Source organism: Mesorhizobium sp. UC74_2, assembly GCF_042701485.1.
In the GTDB taxonomy this organism is placed as follows: domain Bacteria; phylum Pseudomonadota; class Alphaproteobacteria; order Rhizobiales; family Rhizobiaceae; genus Mesorhizobium.
On the sequence record NZ_CP170562.1, the window covers coordinates 1,256,695 to 1,279,146 of the forward strand.

Sequence of the window (22,452 nt, forward strand, 5' to 3'; positions counted from 1 at the left end):
GGGCGGGTGCCGGTTCGGTCACACCGCCTTCACGAACCCATCCAGCACTTTCTTTTGCCCGGCGCGGTCGAAATCGATGGTCAGCTTGTTGCCGTCGATGGCCGCGATGTTGCCGTTGCCGAATTTCTGATGGAACACACGGTCGCCTACCTTGAAGGCTGAAGGAGCGTCGGCAACCGACTTCGCCACCAGTTCGCCTTCGATGGTGCGGCCCTTCACCGAAGTGCGGCCGGCGCCATAGCCGGAATCGACTTCGCCATAACCGATGCGCTCGACCTGGTGGCCGCTGCGGGTACCCCAGTTGCGGTCGGTCGCCTCGGTGCGGTTCTGCTGCGCTCGCTGCCAGCCTGGCGTGGCGTAGCTGTTGGAGAAAGAGCCGCCCTGATCGCCGCGCGCCGCGCGGCCACCCGAAGGCGAGCCGATACTGTCGAAGCGCGAGGCTCCGTACGGGTTCTGGCGACCGGCCGAGAAGCCGCCGCGGCCTGAAGCGAAGGAACCACCGCCATAAGGATTGCCATAACCGCCGTAGCTGGAGCCGTTGCCTTCCTGCACCTCGACATGCGCTTCCGGCAATTCGTCGAGGAAACGCGAGGGAATGGTCGATTGCCACAGCCCATGGATGCGGCGGTTGGAGACGAACCAGATGTGCAGGTTCTTCTTGGCGCGGGTGACGCCGACATAGGCCAGGCGACGCTCTTCCTCCAGGCCGGAGCGGCCGCCTTCGTCGAGTGCACGCTGATGCGGGAACAGGCCTTCCTCCCAGCCAGGCAGGAACACGGTTTCGAACTCCAGGCCCTTGGCAGAATGCAGCGTCATGATGGAAACCGCGTCGAGACCCTCGTTCTGCTCGGCGTCCATCACCAGCGCGACATGTTCGAGGAAGGCGCGCAGCGATTCATATTCCTCCATGGAGCGGATGAGCTCCTTGAGGTTTTCAAGCCGCCCCGGCGCTTCCGCGGAGCGGTCGTTCTTCCACATGTCGGTGTAGCCGCTCTCCTCGAGGATCATCTCGGCGAGTTCGGTGTGCGGTGTGGAATCGATCAGGCTCTGCCAGCGCGCGAAGTTGGCGGCGACTTCCCGCAACGCCGCCCGAGGCTTGGGCTTCAGCTCATCGCTTTCGGCAAGCCGGGCGGAAGCCTCCAGCATCGGCACGCCGAGCGCGCGGGCCGTATCGTGGATCTGGCGGATGGTGGCATCACCCAGGCCGCGTTTCGGCACGTTGACGATGCGCTCGAAGGCGAGGTCGTCGCCGGAATTCGCGACGACGCGCATGAAGGCCATGGCGTCGCGGATTTCCTGGCGCTCGTAGAAACGCGGACCGCCGATAACCCGGTAATTGAGCCCGATCTCGATGAAGCGGTCTTCGAAGGAGCGCATCTGGAAGGAGGCGCGCACGAGGATCGCCATGTCGTTCAGCTTGTGGCGACCACGCTGATAGGCCTCGATGGCTTCGCCGACGGCACGCGCTTCCTCGTCCGAATCCCAGGCGGCGTGCACATTGACCCTGGGATCTTCCGGATCGGGTCGGTCGGTGAACAGCGTCTTGCCGAGGCGGCCTTCATTGTGGGCAATGAGATGGGCAGCCGCGCCCAGGATATGGGCGGTGGAGCGATAGTTGCGCTCCAGGCGGATGACGGTAGCGCCCGGAAAGTCTTTCTCGAAGCGCAGGATGTTGTCCACCTCCGCGCCGCGCCAGCCATAGATCGACTGGTCGTCGTCGCCGACGCAGCAGATATTGACCTTGTTTTCGCTCCCGCGCTGTTCCGCGCCTGACGGCGCGGACGCTCCGCGAAGATCTTGCGACGGCTCGGTCGCCCAGTCTCGCGCTCGGCCTTCGGCCGTTTGCATGGTACTGGACTGCTTCGGCCGCTGGGCCAGGAGCCGCAGCCACATATACTGCGCCGTGTTGGTGTCCTGGTATTCGTCGACCAGTATGTATTTGAATTTGCGATGGTATTCCGCCAGCACGTCGTGATGCTTGCGGAAGATGCGGATCGGATGCAGCAGCAGGTCGCCGAAGTCGCAGGCGTTCAGCGTTGTCAGCCGTTCCTGATAGGCACGGTAGAGTTCGCGGCCGCGGCCATTGGCGAAGGCGCGTGCGTCGCCTTCCGGAATCTCGTCGGGTGCGAGACCCTTGTTCTTCCAGGTGTCGACCATCTGCGCGAAGGTGCGCGGCGCCCAGCGCTTGTCGTCCAGACCTTCGGCCTGGATCAACTGCTTGATCAGGCGCGTGACGTCGTCCGTATCAAGGATGGTGAAATCCGACCGCAAGCCGGCGAGTTCGGCATGCCGGCGCAGCAGCTTGACGCCGATGGAGTGGAAAGTGCCCAGCCACGGCATGCCCTCGATCGCCTCGCCGACGAGCACGCCTATGCGATGCTTCATCTCGCGGGCGGCCTTGTTGGTGAAGGTGACGGCGAGGATCTGGCTGGGGAAGGCGCGCCCGGTGGCCAGGATATGGGCGATGCGGGTGGTGAGCACACGCGTCTTGCCGGTGCCTGCGCCGGCCAGAACGAGCACCGGACCTTCGGTGGTTTCCACCGCCTGCCGTTGTTCAGGATTGAGACCCTTCAGATATTCAGGCGGGTTGTTGTGCCCCTGGCGTGCCGCCATGGCGCGAGCCGCAATACCGGACGGGGCCGCCTGCGAGGAAGATGCACGCGCGGCGTCGAAACGCGGAGCGTCGTCCTCGTCGAAGAAGGGCATGTCATGATCGCCGGCCATTTCGTTTCCGAATGTAGTGATTCGGGCGAGAAAGGCCAGCAATGTTCACACACTGTTCCCGGATTCGACAGCTTTGACCGCTGTTGACGGCCCGATGCGACATGGATAGCGTCCAGCAACGGCTCGACGCAGCCGGCTGTCCGCGCCTCGAACAGGTATGGCGAATGCGTCGTCACGATCCAGTCTGGTCCTTGTCCCCGGGACGAAGGCACTGGCAATGCGGGCCCCGGTGAAGCTCTTCGTCCCGACGAGAAGGATCGCAGACCATGCGTACATTCCTGGACGCCAAGGCGATGGCAAAGGCCATGCGCGAGGCGCTTGCCGCCAAGAACATCGAAATTCCCCATTCCGAGGCGCTGGAGATCGTCGCTCGCCAGTTCGGCGTCGAGACCTGGAACATCCTTTCGGCCCGGATCCAGCGGAACGAGGGCAGGGAAACGGCGGGCAAGGCGGGCGGTGACATCGTTTTCGAGCAGGCGGTGCCCATCGTGCGCATCTTCGACGTCGCCAAGGCGCATGAGTTCTATCTCGGCTTCCTTGGCTTCGCCGTCGATTGGGAGCATCGCTACGGCGATAATTTCCCGCTCTACACCCAGGTATCGCGCGCAGGCCTCAGGCTGCATCTGTCCGAGCATTCGGGCGATGCCAGTCCAGGCGGCAACATGGTCGTCTACATGGCCGGCGCCGAGGCATTCCAGCGTGAGTTGGCGGCAAAGAACTATCGCTACATGAAGCCGGGGCTGGAGAAGGTGGACGATCGGCTGGAGGTCGAGGTGACCGATCCGTTCGGCAACCGCATCCGCTTCATGGAGATCGTCGCAGACGATTGATCAGGCACCGGCTTCAGTGTTTGCCGCTGCACGAATATTTTCGGCAAGCGTTTCCTGAAATCCACAGTAGCGCCTTGTTATCGTCGCGGCGGACGAGTTTAGTCTTTGCTCCTTTGGTGCGGTCGGTTAAGTCTGTCCGCGCCAACCATTCAAGGCGAGGCTATGCAAGAACCGTTCGACTCCAAACCCCCGACCACGGTGGACGACAATTTCGACAAGGCAGCCATTGCCGTGATCGTGGTTTTCGGTGCGCTCATCATCGGCGGCTTGATGGCGGCTAATCTGGTCTATGGCCACCGCAACGGCTTCCTTTATGCGCTGGGCGCGGCAGGAACCGCCTGGATCGCCGGCCACATGATCCTTTTCGACCTGCCACGCGCCTATGCGGCCATGGTCGCGGCCTCATTCCTGCTCGCGCTTCTGTCGACGCTGGCGCTCGCCTGAGCGGTCACGCGTCGCGAGGCGCGGGACATTCGGGCAGTTGACTGTTTCGCCGATCCCCTGACCGGAGTCCGGTTGGCCTCAGGCAGAGCCTCGCTTGGACCGCGCCTGCTTGATGATGGCGCGCCAGCGCAGCATGTCGAAGGGGATCGGCTCGTTGGAGTTTGCGATCTGGAAGATCTCGTTGTTGAGATTCTTCAGCGAACGCCAGAAGTCGTAGTCGCTGATGCGCGGGTCGGCGGCCAGTTTTTCCGAGAGAGCCTCGATATCGATTTTCATGCGCGCGCTTGGGCCAGATTTTCTCCGTCCCGTCTCCAAGGCTTTCAAGTTCACCCTGGATAGCCTTCTCCGGCGCGCCGTCGATTCGCTCAACGACGGCAAAGGGGTTGTCCCCGTTCAGAATTGATTAAGGTTAACGGTCTTGCCCTCAGCCGGTCTTGCGGCGGATGCCGATCGAACGGCCAGCACGTTCCGGCATGGGCAGACCGGCATGGGCTTCGCGCATCGCTTCGACCTTGGCCAGCACATCCGCCGGGAAGGGGGCCACCTTCGGTCCGGCCATGTCGACATGCAGCGAAAGCGATTCAGACGTTGCTGCAAGCCAGCCGTCGACATGGCGGATTTCCTGATAGACACGCAACCGCTTCTCGTCGTGGTCGAGAAGCTGGAAGGTGGCTGTCACCTTGTGGTCGAGATGCAGTTCCTGCACGTAACAGACGTGCACCTCGGCCGTGTAGATGGTGAGCTTGCGGTCGCGGGCGTAATTCGGCCCCATGCCCATCAGCTCGAAGGCGTCGTCCGAGCAACGGTCGAACAGCACGTTGTAATAGGCCATGTTGAGATGACCATTGTAGTCGATCCAGTCGTTCTCGATGTCCATGACGCGGGAGACGAAGGGGGCTGCTATGGACATTGCGATGTTTCCTCTGGCGCTGGACACGGCGTGCTAGCAGATCTTTATTTTGCGCATGTCGTCATCGCAAAACCGCTGCACATTTTTGCGCGACATGCTTATGCAGCTGTAACTCGAGAACAAGGGCCGCGATGGTCCAATCGCGGAGGAAAGCATGGCTCTGAGCGACCTCGTACCGGTCGAACGCAATGAGGATGGCATCGCTGCCGTCCTCCGCATCCTGAAACAGCACCTTGGCGAACGGTTCCAGACCGGGCTGGCGATTCGCCAGCAGCACGCGCACACCACCACCTATATTCCGACCCAGGCACCGGACGGCGTTGCTTTCTGCGAGACGACCGAAGAGGTGCAATCGGTGATGCGGGCCTGCGCGGAATATCGTGTGCCGGTCATCGCCTTTGGCGTCGGCACTTCGCTGGAAGGCCACGTCAATGCGCCGGGCGGCGGCATTTGCGTCGACCTCTCGCGCATGAACCGGATTCTGGCCGTCAACGCCGAGGATCTCGATTGCCGGGTGGAACCCGGCGTGACGCGCGAGCAGCTCAACCAGCATCTGCGCGACACCGGCCTGTTTTTCCCGATCGATCCGGGCGCCAACGCTACGCTCGGCGGCATGGCGGCGACACGCGCATCGGGTACCAATGCGGTGCGTTACGGCACAATGCGCGAAAATGTTCTTTCGCTGGTTGCCGTCATGGCGGACGGCGAAATCGCGAAGACAGGCGGGCGCGCCAGGAAGAGTTCGGCTGGTTATGATCTCACGCGCCTCCTGGTCGGTTCGGAAGGTACGCTCGGGATCATCACGGAACTGACGCTGAAGCTGCAGGGGATACCGCAGGCGATTTCGGGGGGCGTATGTCCGTTCCCGACGCTGGAAGCGGCGTCGCAAGCGGTGATCCAGACCATCCAGATGGGCATCCCCGTCGCCCGCATCGAACTCGTCAATGCCTTGCAGATGCGGGCGATGAAGATCTATTCCAAACTGGATTATCCTGAGAGCCCATGTCTTTTCCTGGAGTTTCACGGCAGTGATGCCGGCGTGGCCGAGCAGGCCGAAACCTTCGGCATGATCGCGGAAGAAAATGGCGGCGGGCCATTCTTGTGGACTGCGGTCGCCGAGGAGCGCAGCAAGCTCTGGAAGGCACGTCACGATGCCTATTGGGCATCGCTGACGCTCAGGCCCGGCGCCAAGGGGCTATCGACAGATGTCTGCGTGCCGATCTCGCGGCTGGCCGAGTGCGTGGCCGCAACCGAGGTCGATATCGCCGAAATGGGCCTGATCGCACCGATCGTCGGTCATGCAGGCGACGGCAATTTCCATGTACTGGCGCTGATGGATCCCGAGAACGCCGGAGAGGTGGCGCTGGTCGAGCGTTTCGTCGCCCGCCTCAACATGCGGGCGATTGCCATGGAGGGCACCTGTACTGGGGAGCATGGCGTCGGGCAGGGCAAGGTCGGGTTCCTCAGGGCGGAGCACGGCCATGGTCTGGACGTAATGCGACAGATCAAGCGCGCGCTCGATCCCGACAACATCATGAACCCTGGCAAGATATTGCCGGCCTAGAAATCACTCCCTGCAGGACAATCCCATGAACGCTGAACAGGGCATGACGGTTCGCGCCTATCGCGACGATCAAGACCGTGACCGGCTTGCCGATATCTGGCTGGCAGCCTCGCGCGTCGGCCATCCCTTCTTCGTCGAGAAGGAACTGCTCGATCAGCAGGCCGAAGTGAGAAATGTCTACCTGAGGCAGGGTGAGAATTGGGTGGTCGAGGACGGCGGCAGGCAAATGGGCTTCATCGGCCTGATCGATAACTTCATCGGCGGCCTGTTTGTCGATCCGTCAGCGCATGGCGGCGGTTTCGGCAAGGCGCTGGTGTTGCATGCGGCAGCGCTGAAGGGAGCGCTCGACGTGGAGATCTACGCCGCGAACGTGAGGGCCATCGGTTTCTACAGGCGTCTGGGTTTCATCGAAGTCTCGAGAGGTTCGCAGGACGAGGGTGGCACATCGCGTGAAGTCGTCGTGATGCACCGGCCCGCGCCGAAATAAGGCAGCCGAATGAAAGCAGGTGGAACGGCTCGACCATTCAGCCTGAATGTACTGGCACGATTACGCGCAACCTCAAGAACATGACCATAACCCCCATCGAACCTTGATCCGGGCGGCTGTGAAACGTATGCATTTTGTCGACATGAGGGTTTTGCGATGACCACTGCCGACATGACGTCCCGCCCGGAGCGCAAGCGTGGCTCCGGTGTTAAGGTCGTTTACGATCTCCTGCGCGACGAAATCCTCGATCTCGTGCTGCCACCGGGCAGTCCGATCGATGAGGTGCAACTGGCCGAACGGTTCAAGATGTCGCGTACGCCCATTCGCGAAGCCCTGGTTCGACTGGCTGGCGAGGGATTGATCGACACGCTTCCCAACCGGTCGACCATGGTGTCGAACATCGATTTCCTGAACATGCATACGTATTTCGATGCATTGGTGTTGATGTATCGCATCACCACGCGCCTGGCTGCCGAACACCATCGCCCGGAGGACTTGAGGATTATCCGGGCGCATCAAGCAGAGTTCGCGAAGGCCGTGGCGGAACAGGACGCGCTGGCGATGATCGCCACCAACGCGGCTTTGCACTCGGCAATCGCGGAAGCCGGCCGCAACCCGTATTTCACCAGTCTGTTCGGACGGCTTCTCAATGAAGGACGGCGGTTGCTGCGCCTCTATTATCAGTCCTATGACGATCGGCTGCCGCAGCGTTTTGTCGACGAGCATGAGGACATGATCGCGGTGATTGCCGCGCGCGATGTCGAGGCGGCCGATCGGTTGGCGAAGGTCCATGCGGAGCAGATCGTCGACCAGATCCAGAAGCTTTTCACGCGCGGTGGGCACCTGAACGTCGCGCTGTAAGAATCGTTGTCGATTTCTTGTCGACAAATAAAATCCAAAGAGTATAATCGCTGTCGAGGGCAGGGATTGCGCACGGCTGCGCCATGGCTTCTTCTGCCGAAGTGACAGGCCAACAGGAGCTTTTGAGATGAAGGCGAGGATTTTCTCCGGCGTAATTCCGGCTTTGATGACACCGTGCAAAGCGGACCGCAGCCCCGATTTCGATGCCCTCGTCGCCAAGGGCAAGCAGCTGATCGCCGACGGCATGTCGGCCGTCGTCTATTGCGGTTCGATGGGCGATTGGCCACTGCTGACCGATGCGCAGCGCATGGAAGGCGTCGAGCGCCTGGTCAAGGCCGGCGTGCCGGTGATCGTCGGAACCGGTGCCATCAACAGCGCCTCGGCCGTGGCCCATGCGGCACACGCTCAGAAGGTCGGCGCCCAGGGCCTGATGGTGATCCCGCGCGTGCTGTCGCGGGGGTCGTCGTTGACGGCGCAGAAGGCCCATTTCAAGGCGATCCTGGCGGCAGCGCCCGACCTGCCCGCGGTGATCTACAACAGCCCCTATTATGGCTTCGCCACCCGGGCCGACCTGTTCTTCGCATTGCGGGCCGAGCACTCCAATCTCGTCGGCTTCAAGGAGTTCGGCGGTCACGCCGACCTGCGTTACGCGGCCGAAAACATCACCAGCCGCGATGACGGTGTGTCACTGATGATCGGTGTCGACACTGCTGTCTTCCATGGCTTCGTCAACTGCGGTGCTACGGGCGCCATCACGGGTATCGGCAACGTGCTGCCGAAGGAAGTGATCCACCTCTGCAATCTGTCGCAGGCTGCGGCGACGGGCGACGTCGAGGCGCGTCAGCGCGCGCAGGAACTGGAGCAGGCGCTTGGTGTCCTGTCCTCTTTCGACGAAGGCCCGGATCTCGTTCTCTATTTCAAGCACATGATGGTGCTGAAGGGTGACAAGGAATACACGTTGCACTTCAACGAAACCGATGCGCTGAGCGACAGCCAGCGTGGCTATTGCGAGACGCAATTCAAACTGTTCAACAGCTGGTACGCGGCGTGGAGCCAGCTGCCCGGCGCCGTGCAGGCAAACAAGGCCTGATCTTTCGAATATCGGATGTGAAAAAAGCCCTCCCGGCGGGAGGGCTTTTTGTTTTGGCATGAAGCCGTTCAGGGCGCGCGAGTGTTTTCAGGCAACGGCCTCAAGTCCCAGCGCGAACAGCCTGTCGAGTTGTTCCATTTCGGCTTCGGTGAGGGTGATGCCTTCGACTTCTGACCTGGCGCGAGCTGCATAACGGCGCCGCGAGGGCAGGCGGGCTCCCTGGCCAGCAATCGCATCGAACAATGCTTCGGCGCGTTCCAGGGGATTGCCCTCGCGGCCTTTCGCAAAAACCTCGGGAGAAAAGGCGATGATGAGTTCGCCATGCGGAGGGGCGAGGGTGGTGGTGCCTAGATAATCGAGCACCTGCGGGCTGATCAGATCGCCGATCATGACGCCGGCAAGCAGCTCGATCATGGTGCTGATGGCGGAGCCCTTGTGGCCGCCGAAGGGCAGCATCGCACCGGCAAGCGCGGCGTCAGGATCGGTGGTGGGCTGTCCTTCGGCATCGATCGCCCAGCCTTCGGGCAAAGGCTTGCCGGCACGGCGGTGCAGCTCGATTTCGCCACGGGCGGCGACGGACGTGGCGAAGTCGAACACATAGGGGGTTTTGCCAGGGCGCGGCCAGCCGAAGGCCATCGGGTTGGTGCCGAGCAGCGGCTTGTTGCCACCGGCTGGTGCTACGGTCGAATAGCTCGGGCACATGGCAAGTCCGGCAAGACCGTGTGCGGTCAAGGCCTCGACTTCCGGCCAGAGCGCGGAGAAATGTGTGCAGTCGTTGATGACAAGCGCCGCCAGCCCCAGAACCCGGGTGCGTTCCACCAAAACCGGCAGGCCAAGTTCAAAGGCGGGATTGGCAAAGCCGCGCCGGGCGTTGACCCGCACGATCGCGGAGCCGTCCTGCTCGACCAGTTCCGGCACCGCATCCGGCACCACTTTCTGCGCCCTGACGGTGCGCAGCGCGCCCTCGATCCGGTAAATGCCATGCGACTTGCAGGCGTCTCGTTCCGCCGCGACGATGACGCGGGCAAGCGCGCCCGCCTGGATGTCGTTCAACCCCGCCTTTTTGAAGATCGCCTCGACGCGCTCATGAAGCGTGACGGTCGGCATGGTGGTGGTTGCAGGCATGGTCTTCCTCTCGATACGGGCAGTGATTGGGTTGATATCTTGCATACATAGAGTATACAATTAAGCGACAATCGCAATTCGCGCGACCCATTCCCCGCATATCCAGGACAGGAACCTCAAATGGCCTTCACTCCAAAGGGAAAACACCTCGTCGCCGGCGCGTGGCTGGATGGCGCGGGCACCTTCGAAAGTGCTCCGGCGCATGGCCCCGCGTACGCCTTTGCCGTTGGTACCGTGGATCTGGTGAGCCGGGCCTGCGAAGCGGCGGAGGATGCCTTCTGGAGCTACGCCAACTCGCCACGTGCGGCACGGGCCGAGTTCCTGCGCGCTATTGCCGACGAGATCGAGGCGCGCGCAGAGGCGATCACCGAAATCGGCAGCCAGGAGACCGGTCTGCCTGAAGCGCGGCTCCAGGGGGAGCGTGGCCGCACGACGGGGCAGCTTCGGCTGTTTGCCGACCACATCGAAAAGGGCGACTATCTTGACCGCCGCGTCGATCCGGCCATGCCGGAGCGCCAGCCGGCGCCCCGGCCAGAGATCAGGCTGATCCAGCGCCCGGTCGGGCCGGTCGCCGTCTTCGGTGCCTCCAACTTCCCGCTGGCCTTTTCGACGGCGGGTGGTGATACGGCGGCGGCCCTGGCTGCGGGCTGCCCGGTTGTGGTGAAGGGCCATTCGGCGCATCCCGGTACCGGGGAGATCATCGCCCAGGCCATCGAGGCGGCGATCGCAAGGACTGGCGTGCACCCAGGCGTCTTTTCGCTGATCCAGGGCGGCAACCGTCAGGTCGGCGAGGCGTTGGTGCAGCATCCGCTGATCAAGGCCGTCGGCTTCACCGGCTCGCTCGCTGGCGGCCGGGCGCTGTTCAACCTTTGCGCGGCTCGTCCGGAGCCGATCCCGTTCTTCGGCGAGCTCGGCTCGGTCAATCCGATGCTGTTGCTGCCCGAGGCGCTCAAGACACGTGCCGAGGCGCTGGGGCAGGGCTGGGCAGGTTCCTTGACACTAGGCGCCGGTCAATTCTGTACGAATCCCGGCATTGCCGTCGTGGTCGACGGCGCCGATGCCGATCGCTTTATCGGGGCTACGACCGATGCACTCAGCAAGGTCGGCGCACAGACCATGCTGACAGACGGCATCGCAAAGGCCTATCGCGACGGGCAGGCGCGCTTTGCCGAGCGCAATTCGGTCAAACCTCTGCTGGTGACCGAGCCTTCGGGCCGTGCCGCGACCCCCAATCTGTTCGAGACGACCGGGGCGCAGTTCATGTCCGACCATGCGCTGGGCGAAGAGGTTTTCGGACCGCTCGGCCTGGTGGTGAGGGTCGCGTCGGTGGCCGAGATGGAAGAACTCGCCCGCGGTTTCGAGGGCCAACTGACCACGACCATTCACATGGACGAGGCGGATACCGAGGCGGCACGCCGCCTGATGCCTGTTCTTGAACGCAAGGCCGGGCGCGTTCTGGTCAACGGCTTTCCGACCGGCGTCGAGGTGGTCGATGCCCAGGTGCATGGCGGACCTTACCCCGCCTCTACCAATTTCGGTGCGACCAGCGTCGGCACCTTGTCCATTCGCCGCTTCCTGCGGCCGGTTGCCTATCAGAACGTTCCGGAAGCGCTGTTGCCCGAGGGGTTCACCGGTTGAGGACCTGGAGGGGTGTTCGCGGGCAGGTAGAATTATTAAAATCGTATAATCACTGCATACAATTTGTATTTTGTGATTGATTTGTCCGCGACGACGCGAAATAGTGCGCGCGGTCAACCGACCGGCAACACTCAGGGAGAGAGTAGAACATGAAGATCTCGGTCCTCGCCTTCGGGCTCATGGCCGCAACCGCGCTGGGCGGTCAGGCATATGCCGACAAGCTCGACGACATCATCGCTTCCGGCACGTTGCGCTGCGCCGTGGTGCTCGACTTCCCGCCCATGGGCGCGCGTGATGCGAGCAACAATCCAATCGGCTTCGACGTCGATTATTGCAACGATCTCGCCAAGGCGCTCGGCGTGACGGCCGAGATCGTGGAAACTCCTTTCCCGGAGCGCATCCCGGCTCTGATGTCCGGCCGCGTCGATGTCGGTGTCGCCTCGACCTCCGACACGCTTGAACGCGCCAAGACCGTGGGCATGACCATCCCTTACTTCGCCTTCGAAATGGCCGTCACCGCCAATGACAAGTCGGGTGTCAAATCGTTCGAAGACATGAAGGGCAAGACGGTCGGCGCCACCGCCGGCACGTTCGAGGCGATCGCGCTCGAGAAGTCGGTCAAGGAATGGGGCGCCGGCGAATTCCGCCCGTACCAGACCCAGGCCGATGTTTTCCTGGCGCTGAGCCAGGGCCAGATCGACGCGACGGTCTCCACCTCCACGGTTGCGCAGGCCAATGTGAAGACGGGCAAGTTCCCCGGCATTTCGGTCGTCGGCAAGGCGCCGTACGACATCGACTACGTCGCGCTTTTCACCAATCGCGAGGAATACGGCCTGATCAACTACCTGAACCTGTTCATCAACCAGCAGGTCCGTACCGGCCGTTATGCGGAGCTTTACAAGAAGTGGGTTGGCGGCGATCTGCCGTCGCTGTCGGTGAACGGCGTCTACCGCTGATCTGACCGTTTCACGGGCGGCGCGAGGCAAGTCTCGCGCCGCCGATCCCTTCGAAAGGCGAAGCGGCGATGTTCAGCTACACCTTCCACTGGAACCAGGCGCTCAGGGCATTGCCGCAAATGCTCGACGGTGCGCTGGTCACCTTGGAAATTGCGCTTCTGTCGATGGCGATCGGGCTTGCGCTGGCCATCGCGCTCACCGTGTTCCGGCTTTCGGGCAACCGTGTCCTTTCCGCAGTTGCCACCGCCTGGGTGGAAGTGGCTCGCAACACGCCGGCACTGTTCCAGATCTACATGGCGCATTTCGGGCTCGGCAATTTTGGTATCCACCTCAGTCCTTTCACGGCACTGCTCGCCGGCATCGCCTTCAACAATGCCGGTTATCTGGCCGAGAATTTCCGCGGTGCGCTCAAGGCCATACCCGACACACAGGCGCGCGCAGGTCGTTCGCTGGGGATGAGCCCGCTGCAGGCGTTCCGCTACATCGTGCTGCCGCAGATGCTGCGCATTGCCTTTCTGCCGGCAACCAACCAGATGGTCTGGGCAATCCTGATGACGTCGCTCGGCGTGACTGTCGGCATGAGTTCCGATCTCGCCGGTGTCACGCAGGAGCTTAACGCCCGTTCGTTCCGCACCTTCGAATTCTTCGCGCTTGCGGCGGTGATCTATTACCTCATCGCCAAGGCGGTCACGCTGGCTGCTCGCCTGCTTGCCGCGCGCTTGTTCCGTTATTGAGGCGGGGTAGGGATGTTCAGCACAGCTCTCACCTGGAGTGATCTCGCCTTCCTGGCCCAGGGCGCCGGCATGACGCTTGCCGTGACGGCGGTTTCTGTCGCCGCCGGCACGGTGCTCGGCATCCTGTTTGGTGTCATCCGCTTCCAGTTCGGACCCTACTGGTCGGCGCCACTCACCTTTGCCCTGGATATTTTCCGATCGGTGCCGCTGCTCATCCAGCTTGTGCTGGGCAATGCCTTGCAGTCCATCGCGAAGCTGGGCTGGCCACCCTTCACCACGTCCTGCGTGGTGCTGTCGCTTTACACCGCAGCCTACTGCACCGAGATCGTTCGCGGCGGTATCGACGCAGTGCCGGTCAACACACGCCGCGCGGCGCGTTCGCTCGGCATGACCTGGTGGCAGGACATGCGCTACATCGTGGCGCCGCTCGCCACGCGTGTATCGTTGCCGTCGTGGATCGGGCTGACGCTTGGCGTGATGAAGGATTCCGCGCTCGTGCTCTGGCTCGGCCTCATCGAACTGCTGCGGGCCTCGCAGATTCTTGTAACCCGCCTGCAGGAGCCGCTGTTCATCCTGCTCCTGTGCGGCGCTATCTATTTCGTCATCAGCCTGCCCATTGCCCGGTTTGGCAGGTATCTCGAAGAACGCTGGTCACCCAATGATTGAGATCGAAAACGTCCACAAATCCTTCGGCACGCTGGAGGTCCTGAAAGGCATCGACCTGACAGTCCGGAAAGGCGAGGTCGTCACCGTCATCGGCGGCTCCGGTTCGGGCAAGTCGACCCTGCTCACCTGCATCAACGGGCTCGAAACGATTGCATCAGGCAGGGTGATCATCGACGGTACCGATGTCCACGCCAAGAGCACGGACCTCAACAAGCTCCGGCAAAAAGTGGGCATCGTCTTCCAGCAATGGAATGCGTTCCCGCATCTGACCGTGCTGGAAAACGTCATGCTGGCGCCGCGCAAGGTGCTTGGCCTGTCGAAGGAGCGGGCCGAGGAAATCGCGGTGAAGCAATTGACCCATGTCGGTCTCGCCGAGAAGCTTTCGGTCTATCCAAGCCGCATGTCGGGCGGCCAGCAGCAGCGCATGGCGATTGCGCGTGCGCTCGCCATGTCTCCCACATACATGTTGTTCGACGAAGTGACGTCGGCACTCGACCCGATGCTGGTGGGCGAAGTACTGGATACGCTCAGGATGCTCGCTTCCGAAGGCATGACGATGATCTGCGTGACCCATGAAATGAAGTTTGCCCGCGAGGTCTCCGATCGCGTCGCTTTCTTCCATCAGGGGATCATGGCCGAAATTGCGCCGCCGGAGCAGCTGTTCGACGCGCCGCAGCATGCCGAGACGAAGAAGTTCCTCGCGGCAACGCATTGAAAGTAAAATGGAAAAGCAGGTCGACGTCATCGTCATAGGGGCAGGGGTCGTCGGGCTCTCGGCGGCAATCGCCGCACAGGGGCGCGGACTGAGTGTCACCGTGCTGGACCGCGAGGGCCCAGCCGCCGGTGCCTCCGCCGGCAACGCAGGCGCTTTTGCTTTCACTGACATCCTGCCGCTCGCCTCGCCTGGTATCCTGAAGAAAGCGCCGAAATGGCTGCTTGATCCACTCGGGCCGTTGTCGGTGCCGCCGGCCTACGCCGTGCAGATCGCGCCCTGGATGTTCCGCTTCTGGCGTGCCTGTTCGCCCAGGCGCGTGGCTCACTCGACCGCCGCCCAGACGGCGCTGATGGATCTGTCGAGGGCCGAGCTGGAACCCTTCCTAAGGCAGACAGATACGTTGCCCATGCTGCGCAAGGAAGGCAATCTCCAGGTCTATGAGGGTGAGGCGGAGTTCAAGGCTTCGCTGCCCGGCTGGGCGGCACGGGAAGAACACGGCATCGAGTTCCTGCACCTCAGCAAGACTGAGATCGAGGAGATCCAGCCTGGACTGGCGTCGCGCTTCACCCACGGCACGTTCACGCCCGGCTGGTATTCCATCGCCGATCCTCGGCTGTACACGCTTGCGCTGGCCGAATCTTTCCGCAACACGGGTGGCATCATAGAACGCGCTGAAGTCAGCGCATTGCGTCCGACCGAGCACGGGGTCGAGGTTGTGACCGTGGATGGAAGCGTACGGCGTGCCCGCAAGGTCGTGCTTTCAGCCGGCGCATTTTCCCACCGCATCGCAGCCACCATCGGCGAAACCATTCCGCTGGAGACCGAGCGTGGCTACAACACCACCTTGCCACAGGATGCCTTCGACCTTCGCACCCAGGTAACGTTTGGCGGTCACGGCTTCGTCGTCACCCGCTTGTCCACCGGCATTCGCGTCGGCGGTGCGGTGGAACTCGGCGGACTGAAGCTGCCGCCGAATTTCCGCCGCTCCGAGGCCATGCTGAAGAAGGCACAGGCGTTCCTGCCCGGCCTGAAGTCGCAGGGTGGGGTACAGTGGATGGGCTTTCGCCCCTCCTTGCCGGACAGCCTGCCAGCGATCGGCGCTGCGCGGGCGACACCGCATATCGTTCACGCCTTCGGTCACGGCCATCTTGGCTTGACCCAGTCGGCGGGCACGGCGCGTATCGTTGCCGATCTCTTGACCGGGCAACGGCCCGCCATCGACATTACATCGTTCTCGCCGCAACGCTTTTGACCAAGGTCCCGCCCATGGCAACCCACACATTCTCCTGTATCGACGGACACACCTGCGGAAACCCGGTTCGCCTTGTTTCTGGCGGCGGACCGCGCCTCGAAGGCGCGAACATGTTGGAAAAGCGTGCGCATTTCCTGCGCGAATTCGACTGGATCCGCACCGGGCTGATGTTCGAGCCGCGTGGGCACGACATGATGTCGGGCTCGATCCTTTATCCACCGACACGACCGGACTGCGACGTTGCGGTGCTGTTCATCGAGACTTCCGGCTGCCTGCCGATGTGTGGCCACGGCACCATCGGCACCATTACGATGGGCATCGAAAACGGCCTGATCATGCCGCGCGAGCCCGGCAAGCTTTCCATCGATGCGCCTGCCGGCAAGGTCGACATCACCTATCGCCAGGAAGGGCGTTTCGTCGAGGAAGTGCGGCTCACCAATGTCCCTGGCTTCCACTATGCCGAGGGTCTGACAGCGGAAGTCGAAGGGCTGGGCGAGATCGTTGTCGACGTTGCCTATGGCGGCAATTTCTATGCCATCGTCGAGCCGCAGAAGAATTTCCGCGACATGGCCGACCATACGGCAGGCGAACTTGTCGGCTGGTCGCCGAAGCTGCGCGCCGCGCTCAATGCGAAGTACGAGTTCGTGCATCCGCTGCATCCCGAGATCAAAGGCCTCAGCCACATCCAGTGGACCGGCAAGCCGACGCAGGATGGCGCGCATGCCCGCAACGCCGTCTTCTATGGCGAGAAGGCGATTGACCGCTCGCCCTGCGGTACAGGCACCTCAGCCCGCATGGCGCAGCTTGCGGCCAAGGGCAAGCTGAAGGTCGGTGACGAGTTCGTGCACGAATCGATCATCGGTTCGCTGTTCAACGGCAGGGTGGAGGCGGCAACGAAGGTTGCTGATCGCGACGCGATCATTCCCTCGATCGCGGGCTGGGCACGCATGACCGGCATCAACACCATTTTCATCGACGACCGGGATCCTTTCGCGCACGGGTTCGTCGTCAAGTGAACGACAGCTCTCCCGCCCGGTCGATCCTTGGCGGCGTCGCCCAAGGCCCCGTTATCACGACACAGGAAGCGCTGAGTTTTTGGGGCGGCGTCGATCCGGGCACGGCGCGTGTGATCGATGTGCACCATCCGCTTCATGGAAGCTGCCTGACCGGCGCTATCCTGATGATGCCATCGAGCCGCGGTTCCTGTACCGGTTCCGGCGTACTGCTGGACCTGGTGCTGAGTGGACGCGCGCCGGCGGCGCTCATCTTTTCGGAAGCCGAGGACGTGCTCACCCTCGGCGCGCTGATCGCATCGGAGCTTTTCGGTAAACCTCTGCCGGTCCTACGTCTGGCACCGCAGGCCTTTGCCGCGCTGGCCAGTGCGAAGACCGCGCGGATAAGCGATACATCGATCGAAGCCGACGGGTTGACGATCCCTGTCGATCCTCCGGCCAGTGGCGCGCTCGAGCTTACCGAGGCCGATCGTGCTATGCTCGTCGGGCAGGGTGGCGTTGCCGTCCAACAAGCCACGCGCATCATCTGCGCCATGGCCGTGCAGCAGGGCGCGCGAAGCCTGGTGGACGTGACGCAGGCGCATATCGACGGTTGCATCTATGCAAGCCCCGCCAATCTGACTTTCGCCGAAAAAATGGCGGAGCTCGGCGCTCGGGTTCGGGTCCCGACGACGATGAATGCCATCTCGGTGGACCGCGCCAACTGGCAGGAACAGGGCGTGCCCCACGATTTCGGCGATCCCGCCGCGCGTCTCGCCGATGCCTATGTGCGCATGGGCTGCAGGCCGACATTCACCTGTTCGCCTTATCTGCTCGACAGCGCGCCGAAGGGCGGCGAAACCGTCGCCTGGGCAGAGTCCAACGCGGTGATCTTCGCCAATTCCGTGCTCGGTGCCCGCACGGCAAAGCATCCCGATTTCCTCGACCTGTGCATTGCCCTGACCGGTCGTGCCCCGCTTTCCGGTGTCTATCTCGATGAACACCGCAAGGCGCGGCGTATCATCGACGTGGAGGTCCCGGGTGGCGTCGATGATGCGTTCTGGCCGCTGGTCGGCTATCTTGCCGGCCATGCCGCGCCGGATCGGATCCCGCTGCTGCGCGGGCTTGGCGCGGCTCGACCGTCGCGCGACGATCTCAAGGCCCTGTGCGCGGCTTTCGGCACGACCTCGGCTGCGCCGATGCTGCATGTCGAAGGGGTGACGCCTGAAGCCGACGGTGCTGGTGCAGCCGACGCCGACCAGGCCGTCATCACGCGTGCAGACCTGGCCGCAGCATGGAAAAACCTCAATGCGGGACCGGAAGAGGTCGAACTCGTCGCCATCGGCAGCCCGCACGCCTCGCTGGAGGAATGCCGCGCGCTTGCAGCCGTGCTCGACGGACGCAAACGCCATCCGGATGCGGCGGTCATCGTTACCGCGGGCAATGCGGTCATAGCCGATGCCCGCACCGAGGGCACGCTGGAGCGGCTTGAACAATGCGGCGTGCAGGTGGTGCCAGACCTGTGCTGGTGCTCGATCTCGGAGCCGGTGTTCCCCACGCACACACGCGCCGTGATGACCAATTCCGGCAAGTACGCCCACTATGGCCCCGGCCTGTCCGGCCGTGCAGTACGTCTCGGCAGCCTTGCCGACTGCGTGACCGCAGCACTTACCGGGCGTGTGCCGGTGCGCTTGCCCGCCTGGCTTTCCTGAGGAGTTCCCGATGCGCAGTACAAAAACCATCCACGTGATTTCGGCGCATGCCGAAGGCGAGGTGGGCGACGTGATCGTCGGTGGCGTCACACCGCCGCCGGGCGACACGATCTGGGAGCAGAGCCGCTGGATCGCCCGCGACAACACCTTGCGCAATTTCGTCCTGAACGAGCCGCGCGGCGGCGTTTTCCGGCACGTCAATCTGCTGGTGCCGCCAAAACATCCGGAGGCGGATGCCGCCTTCATCATCATGGAGCCGGAAGACACGCCGCCCATGTCGGGTTCGAATTCGATCTGCGTTTCGACGGTGCTGCTGGACAGCGGCATTCTGCCGATGCGGGAGCCGGTGACGGAGATCACACTGGAGGCGCCTGGTGGGCTGGTGCGTGTGCGGGCGGAATGCCGCGACGGCAAGGCCGAGCGCATCTTCGTGCGCAACCTGCCGAGTTTTGCCGATCGCCTGGATGCAAAACTGGAAGTCGAAGGGGTCGGGACGCTCACGGTCGACACCGCTTATGGCGGGGACTCATTCGTCATCGTGGATGCGGCGGCGATGGGCTTTGCCCTAAAGCCGGACGAAACGCTTGATATCGCGCAGCTCGGCGTGCGCATCACCAACGCGGCCAACGCCGCTCTCGGTTTCAACCATCCGGAAAATCCGGACTGGAAACACTTCTCATTCTGCCTGTTCGCCGGCGCCGTCGAGCGCACTGCTGAAGGTTTGCGCGCCGGTGCCGCCGTGGCGATCCAGCCCGGCAAGGTTGACCGTTCACCGACAGGAACTGCCTTGTCCGCGCGCATGGCCGTGTTGCATGCGCGCGGACAGATGGGGCTGGAAGATCGTTTGACCGCCGTTTCCGTGATTGGCTCGACTTTCACGGGCCGTATCGTCGGCACCACGACCGTGGGTGGGCGTCCGGCGGTGCTGCCTGAAATCTCGGGCCGTGCCTGGATCACCGGCACGCACCAGCACATGCTCGATCCGGACGATCCGTGGCCTGAAGGCTACAGGCTCGCCGACACCTGGCCGAAGAAGAGGTAGCGGGTTCGGCATGACCGATCGGCTGCAACATGTCGAGACAAGAGCCGGGCGGTCCTTCGAGGTCGGCCGGCCACCGTCCGTGGCAGCCATCTACCTGGAGTTCTTGCCGTCGGTTCCATCGTCGCGATCTTCTGGAAAGAACGGCTGCGTGCGGACCCAGAGCTCCAGTGTTGTCTCGTCGCCCAGGGTCGCCGACCGGTGCGGGAGGTGCGATTGAAAATGCACCGAGTCTCCCTTGTTCAGGATATGGCGCTCGCCGTCCACCTCGAGCAGGATGCTTCCTTCCAGCACATACACGAAATCCTCGCCTTCGTTGTGCATGAACTCGGACATGTGCCCCGGCGGGCGGCGTACCAGGGAAGGGTGCAGTTTGGCGCCGGGGAACCTGCTTCCCAGAAGTTCGTAGGTGCGCCTGACATCGCCGATGCTGAAGGCTTCGCGCTGACCCTGACGGGAGACGGCGCCGGATTGGCGCGAAGCGGGCACGAAGGTGTCGATGCTCGTGCCAAGCGCTTCGGCGATGTTGCAGAGCGACGACAGCGACGGCGTCGACATGCCGCGTTCGATCTGGGACAGGAAGCCGATCGACAACCCGACACGCTCCGACACCTGTTGCAGCGTCATGTCGATGGCGCGGCGGCGATTGCGGATTTTCTTGCCTAGGGAGGATTGCGTGGCCTGGCCGTCCAACTCGGTCTGCCTGGCCTTTGGTTGCGAAGACATATTCAAATTCACCGTGCCCTTGGATCGCCGATGGCGACTATGCGGCACGCCTTCCGTGGAGTCGATCTGAGGCTCGGCGCATACACGACCATTTCAGCCTCGCATGCATGCTTTCATACTACAAAAATTTCACAATAGCTTAAATTTCTTTTGCTGGCGTTTAACTTTTGTGCCAGACATCGGGCGGGAATTGATAGCTGGTGCTCAATGGGAGGAGCGTATGCGCATTCGTAGAAGGTCGATGCCGCTTTGGGCTGTGATGGCGTTGGCAGGCGCCCTTTCAGCAGGGCAGGCGCAGGAGCCGCAAAAAGGCGGCACGCTGCACATTCTGGCCACCGGAGAGCCGGATCACATGGACCCGGCACTCGCCGGCATGGTTCCGACCAACAATCTCATGCGTGCCATTTCGCGCCAGTTGATCAGCTATGAGGCGTCCACGGATCAGAACCTCGCGATCAAGCCGGCAGGCGACCTGGCCACGGACGTGCCGCAGCCGACCGACAATGGTCTCACCTACACCTTCAAGCTGCGTCAGGGCGCCAAGTGGAACGCGCCGTCAGGTGCTCGCCAGATCACCTCGGCGGATGTCGAGCGCGGCTTCAAGCGCTTGTGCAACCCGCATCTGCAGGCGGCGACACTCACTTACTTCACTGCGCTTATCTCGGGTCTCACCGAATTCTGTGATGGTTTCGCCAAGGTCGAGCCTACGGCAGAAGCCATGAAGAAATACATCGAGGAAAACGACGTCACCGGTATCGAAACGCCGGACGAGCAAACGGTCGTCTTCAAACTCAAGGAACGGGCAGGCGATTTCATCTACATGCTGTCGCTGCCGATGCCGGCTCCTGTGCCGATCGAGACGCTCGACCATATTCCTGACAGCCCGGACTACCGCACCCATTTTATCGGCAGCGGTCCCTATACGATCGGCGACTATACGCCCGATACCAGCCTCAGATTGATCCGCAATCCCGCCTGGAATGCCGAAAGCGATCCGCTTCGAAAGGCCTATGTCGACGAGATCGAGATCACCATGGGCCTGCAGCCCGATGCCATCATGCAGCAGTTGCAGTCGGGCGACGCCGACCTTGCCTATGATATCAATGTTCCGACTGCGATCCTGGCCACATTTGTTGCCAACAACGACGAAAAGCTGACTGCCATGTCGGCCGGCAACACCAACTTCCTGTTCATCAATACGGTGTCGAGCAACAACAATGGCGCCTTGAAGAACCTGAAGGTCCGGCAGGCGCTGGCTTATGCCGTCGATAAGGCCGCGATCGCCCAGCAGTGGGGTGGATCGACGGTTGCTGAACCGGTCGGTGGTATTTTCGGCCTCGGCGTGCTCGGCCATCACAAGTTCGAGCTCTACCCGTCCCCGGACTCCAAAGGCGATCCCGAGAAGGCAAAGGCACTGCTCGCCGAAGCCGGTTTCCCGGACGGCATCACGCTGAAGATGCCCTATCGCAACAAGGACATGGAGGCGACCACCGCGGCCACGATCCAGGCCAGCATGGCGCGCGCCGGTATCAAGCTGGAGCTCAGCCCCGTCACTGCGGCCGACTACTACTCCAAGTTCATGACCAACCCCGTCACCACCAAGGATGGTACATGGGATATTGCGCCCGTGGGCTGGACACCGGATTGGGTCGGAGGTGCCGCGCGTTCGGTGTTCCAGCCGCAGTTCACGTTCAACGGCACGCACCAGACCTATAATTATACCGACTACAACAACCCCAAAGCCAACGAGATTGCCGCTCGGGCAATCAACGCCACGACACCGGAAGAGACTGGCAAACTGTGGGCGGAGGTTGATGAGCTGGTGATGGCAGACGTGCCGGTCATTCCGCTGATCGCCAACAAGAACCCTCGCTACCGCAGCGAGGCGGTGAAGAACTACCTGCCTTACGCACTCGGCGTGGAAGGCGACTGGACCAATATCTGGCTCGAACGCTGAGCCGTTGAAAGGACAGCCGGCGCCTGCTGT

General features: G+C 62.5%; 21 protein-coding genes. 16 read left to right on the forward strand and 5 right to left on the reverse strand.

What is annotated here, in order from left to right; translation table 11 throughout:
- Positions 1-18: 18 nt before the first annotated feature.
- Positions 19-2,724: an ATP-dependent helicase gene (locus ACFJIU_RS05915; protein ID WP_379068642.1), complete on the reverse strand. Its 2,706-nt coding sequence runs from the start codon at positions 2,722-2,724 to the stop codon at positions 19-21.
- 266 nt (positions 2,725-2,990) lie between these two features.
- Between ACFJIU_RS05915 and ACFJIU_RS05920 the strand changes: the two genes are divergently transcribed.
- Together ACFJIU_RS05920 and ACFJIU_RS05925 are read left to right on the forward strand one after the other, a co-directional pair.
- Positions 2,991-3,554 (forward strand): glyoxalase superfamily protein, encoded by a 564-nt coding sequence (locus tag ACFJIU_RS05920; protein ID WP_379068645.1) that lies wholly within the window; start codon positions 2,991-2,993, stop codon positions 3,552-3,554.
- A 162-nt stretch (positions 3,555-3,716) separates the two neighbouring features.
- Complete coding sequence (locus ACFJIU_RS05925; RefSeq protein ID WP_054308215.1) at positions 3,717-3,998, forward strand: hypothetical protein; 282 nt, start codon at positions 3,717-3,719, stop codon at positions 3,996-3,998.
- A 78-nt stretch (positions 3,999-4,076) separates the two neighbouring features.
- Here the strand turns inward: ACFJIU_RS05925 and ACFJIU_RS05930 are convergent, their stop codons facing one another.
- The gene (locus ACFJIU_RS05930; protein WP_379068649.1) at positions 4,077-4,274 is read right to left on the reverse strand and encodes a hypothetical protein; all 198 of its coding nucleotides are present in this window, start codon (positions 4,272-4,274) and stop codon (positions 4,077-4,079) included.
- Positions 4,275-4,422: 148 nt separating this feature from the next.
- Complete coding sequence (locus ACFJIU_RS05935; protein ID WP_379068652.1) at positions 4,423-4,908, reverse strand: thioesterase family protein; 486 nt, start codon at positions 4,906-4,908, stop codon at positions 4,423-4,425.
- A 154-nt stretch (positions 4,909-5,062) separates the two neighbouring features.
- Here ACFJIU_RS05935 and ACFJIU_RS05940 point away from each other — a divergent pair, with 154 nt between their 5' ends.
- The 4 genes from ACFJIU_RS05940 (at position 5,063) to ACFJIU_RS05955 (ending at position 8,910) form a co-directional block, all read left to right on the forward strand.
- Positions 5,063-6,472: an FAD-binding oxidoreductase gene (locus ACFJIU_RS05940; RefSeq protein WP_379068655.1), complete on the forward strand. Its 1,410-nt coding sequence runs from the start codon at positions 5,063-5,065 to the stop codon at positions 6,470-6,472.
- A gap of 25 nt (positions 6,473-6,497) precedes the next feature.
- Positions 6,498-6,959, forward strand: a complete 462-nt coding sequence (locus ACFJIU_RS05945; RefSeq protein WP_379068658.1) for a GNAT family N-acetyltransferase — start codon at positions 6,498-6,500, stop codon at positions 6,957-6,959.
- A gap of 156 nt (positions 6,960-7,115) precedes the next feature.
- A complete protein-coding gene (locus tag ACFJIU_RS05950) occupies positions 7,116-7,820 on the forward strand; it encodes a GntR family transcriptional regulator (protein ID WP_379068661.1) in 705 nt (234 codons plus the stop codon).
- Between the two features lie 127 nt (positions 7,821-7,947).
- Positions 7,948-8,910 (forward strand): dihydrodipicolinate synthase family protein, encoded by a 963-nt coding sequence (locus ACFJIU_RS05955; RefSeq protein ID WP_379068664.1) that lies wholly within the window; start codon positions 7,948-7,950, stop codon positions 8,908-8,910.
- A gap of 87 nt (positions 8,911-8,997) precedes the next feature.
- On the opposite strand, the gene ACFJIU_RS05960 is transcribed toward ACFJIU_RS05955, so the two are convergent.
- The gene (locus ACFJIU_RS05960; RefSeq protein ID WP_379068667.1) at positions 8,998-10,035 is read right to left on the reverse strand and encodes an Ldh family oxidoreductase; all 1,038 of its coding nucleotides are present in this window, start codon (positions 10,033-10,035) and stop codon (positions 8,998-9,000) included.
- Positions 10,036-10,155: 120 nt separating this feature from the next.
- On the opposite strand from ACFJIU_RS05960, the gene ACFJIU_RS05965 reads away from it, so the two are divergent.
- From ACFJIU_RS05965 to ACFJIU_RS06005, 9 genes are all read left to right on the forward strand, one after another.
- Positions 10,156-11,673: an aldehyde dehydrogenase (NADP(+)) gene (locus tag ACFJIU_RS05965; RefSeq protein WP_379068670.1), complete on the forward strand. Its 1,518-nt coding sequence runs from the start codon at positions 10,156-10,158 to the stop codon at positions 11,671-11,673.
- Positions 11,674-11,822: 149 nt separating this feature from the next.
- Positions 11,823-12,629 carry a transporter substrate-binding domain-containing protein gene (locus ACFJIU_RS05970; protein ID WP_379068673.1) on the forward strand — a complete coding sequence of 269 codons (807 nt, stop codon included), beginning with the start codon at positions 11,823-11,825 and terminating at the stop codon, positions 12,627-12,629.
- A gap of 68 nt (positions 12,630-12,697) precedes the next feature.
- Positions 12,698-13,363: an amino acid ABC transporter permease gene (locus ACFJIU_RS05975; RefSeq protein WP_379068676.1), complete on the forward strand. Its 666-nt coding sequence runs from the start codon at positions 12,698-12,700 to the stop codon at positions 13,361-13,363.
- Positions 13,364-13,375: 12 nt separating this feature from the next.
- Positions 13,376-14,029 carry an amino acid ABC transporter permease gene (locus ACFJIU_RS05980; RefSeq protein ID WP_129414276.1) on the forward strand — a complete coding sequence of 218 codons (654 nt, stop codon included), beginning with the start codon at positions 13,376-13,378 and terminating at the stop codon, positions 14,027-14,029.
- A complete protein-coding gene (locus ACFJIU_RS05985; protein WP_379068681.1) occupies positions 14,022-14,744 on the forward strand; it encodes an amino acid ABC transporter ATP-binding protein in 723 nt (240 codons plus the stop codon). The genes ACFJIU_RS05980 and ACFJIU_RS05985 overlap by 8 nt, the downstream gene beginning before the upstream one ends.
- Positions 14,745-14,751: 7 nt before the next feature.
- A complete protein-coding gene (locus tag ACFJIU_RS05990) occupies positions 14,752-15,996 on the forward strand; it encodes an NAD(P)/FAD-dependent oxidoreductase (protein ID WP_379068684.1) in 1,245 nt (414 codons plus the stop codon).
- A gap of 14 nt (positions 15,997-16,010) precedes the next feature.
- Complete coding sequence (locus tag ACFJIU_RS05995; protein WP_379068687.1) at positions 16,011-17,012, forward strand: 4-hydroxyproline epimerase; 1,002 nt, start codon at positions 16,011-16,013, stop codon at positions 17,010-17,012.
- Positions 17,009-18,700, forward strand: coding sequence for an aconitase X (locus ACFJIU_RS06000; RefSeq protein ID WP_379068690.1), 1,692 nt, complete (start codon positions 17,009-17,011; stop codon positions 18,698-18,700). The genes ACFJIU_RS05995 and ACFJIU_RS06000 overlap by 4 nt, the downstream gene beginning before the upstream one ends.
- A gap of 10 nt (positions 18,701-18,710) precedes the next feature.
- Positions 18,711-19,742 (forward strand): proline racemase family protein, encoded by a 1,032-nt coding sequence (locus ACFJIU_RS06005; protein WP_379068693.1) that lies wholly within the window; start codon positions 18,711-18,713, stop codon positions 19,740-19,742.
- A gap of 90 nt (positions 19,743-19,832) precedes the next feature.
- Here ACFJIU_RS06005 and ACFJIU_RS06010 read toward each other — a convergent pair whose 3' ends face one another.
- Positions 19,833-20,432, reverse strand: coding sequence for a helix-turn-helix domain-containing protein (locus ACFJIU_RS06010; protein WP_379068697.1), 600 nt, complete (start codon positions 20,430-20,432; stop codon positions 19,833-19,835).
- 253 nt (positions 20,433-20,685) lie between these two features.
- Here ACFJIU_RS06010 and ACFJIU_RS06015 point away from each other — a divergent pair, with 253 nt between their 5' ends.
- The gene (locus ACFJIU_RS06015; protein WP_379068701.1) at positions 20,686-22,422 is read left to right on the forward strand and encodes an ABC transporter substrate-binding protein; all 1,737 of its coding nucleotides are present in this window, start codon (positions 20,686-20,688) and stop codon (positions 22,420-22,422) included.
- Positions 22,423-22,452: the final 30 nt, after the last annotated feature.